We start from the raw sequence: 800 nt of genomic DNA, 5'->3' as shown, positions 1-800 counted from the left end.
CTAAACAGGACCAATGAAATAGACCCCAGCAAGATCATTCGCACGTTCAACTACAGCCACCCGGTCTTTAGCCAAGACGGCGTCAAAGCACAGGCGCGTCATCATGAAATAAGTGGTAACCCTGAGTCTGGTCATGGACGCACACACTATTGTGGTGCCTATTGGTTCAACGGCTTTCATGAAGATGGGGTCAATAGCGGACTTCGCGTCGCAGAGGCTTTCGGAGAAACACTCTAGTGAGCAAAATAAAGCACAGCTCAATATATAGAGGATCGATACGGCATCGTCGTTTCTTGCCCAAGAAACACCAGTTTCGCTACCCCTTGTTTATGCTCTATCTTGACTTAGACGAGTTAGAATCGCTGTGTAAATCGAAGTGGTACTGTTCACTCGAAAAGTTCAATATTGTCTCGTTTCGTCGCGATGATTATTACTCACCCGAATCGGGCGATTTAAAACAAGCCGTCATTAACAAAGTGACGAACAATCTCACCGAACAAGGTTTATCTGCGCCGGAAATTGAACACGTCAGAATGCTGTGCCACGCCCGCTATTTCAATGCAGTCTTTAACCCTGTCACCTTCTACTACTGTTTTGACAAAGCTAACAAGCTGGTTTCTATTTTGGCTGAAATCACCAACACCCCATGGGGTGAACGGCATGCTTATGTGCTACCCGTAGGTCAATCGGGAGAGTATGGCTCGTATGCCCTGAAAGCACAAAAATATCACCACTATGAGTTTCCCAAAGTTTTTCATGTTTCGCCGTTCAACCCTATGGATATGACCTATCACTGGACC

The 800-nt window shown here is 46.1% G+C and carries 1 protein-coding gene and 1 pseudogene; both read left to right on the top strand.

The window, feature by feature from the left end; genetic code table 11:
* A pseudogene (locus tag A3763_RS27895) lies at window positions 1-237 on the top strand (FAD-dependent oxidoreductase); the annotation flags it as partial.
* Window positions 237-800: DUF1365 domain-containing protein (locus A3763_RS01580; protein WP_156494816.1), on the top strand; the 564-nt coding region annotated here is incomplete at its 3' end. The pseudogene A3763_RS27895 and the gene A3763_RS01580, both read left to right, overlap by 1 nt.

It is taken from the genome of Oleiphilus sp. HI0128 (genome assembly GCF_001635365.1).
This window is presented reverse-complemented; position numbering and strand designations above follow the sequence as displayed.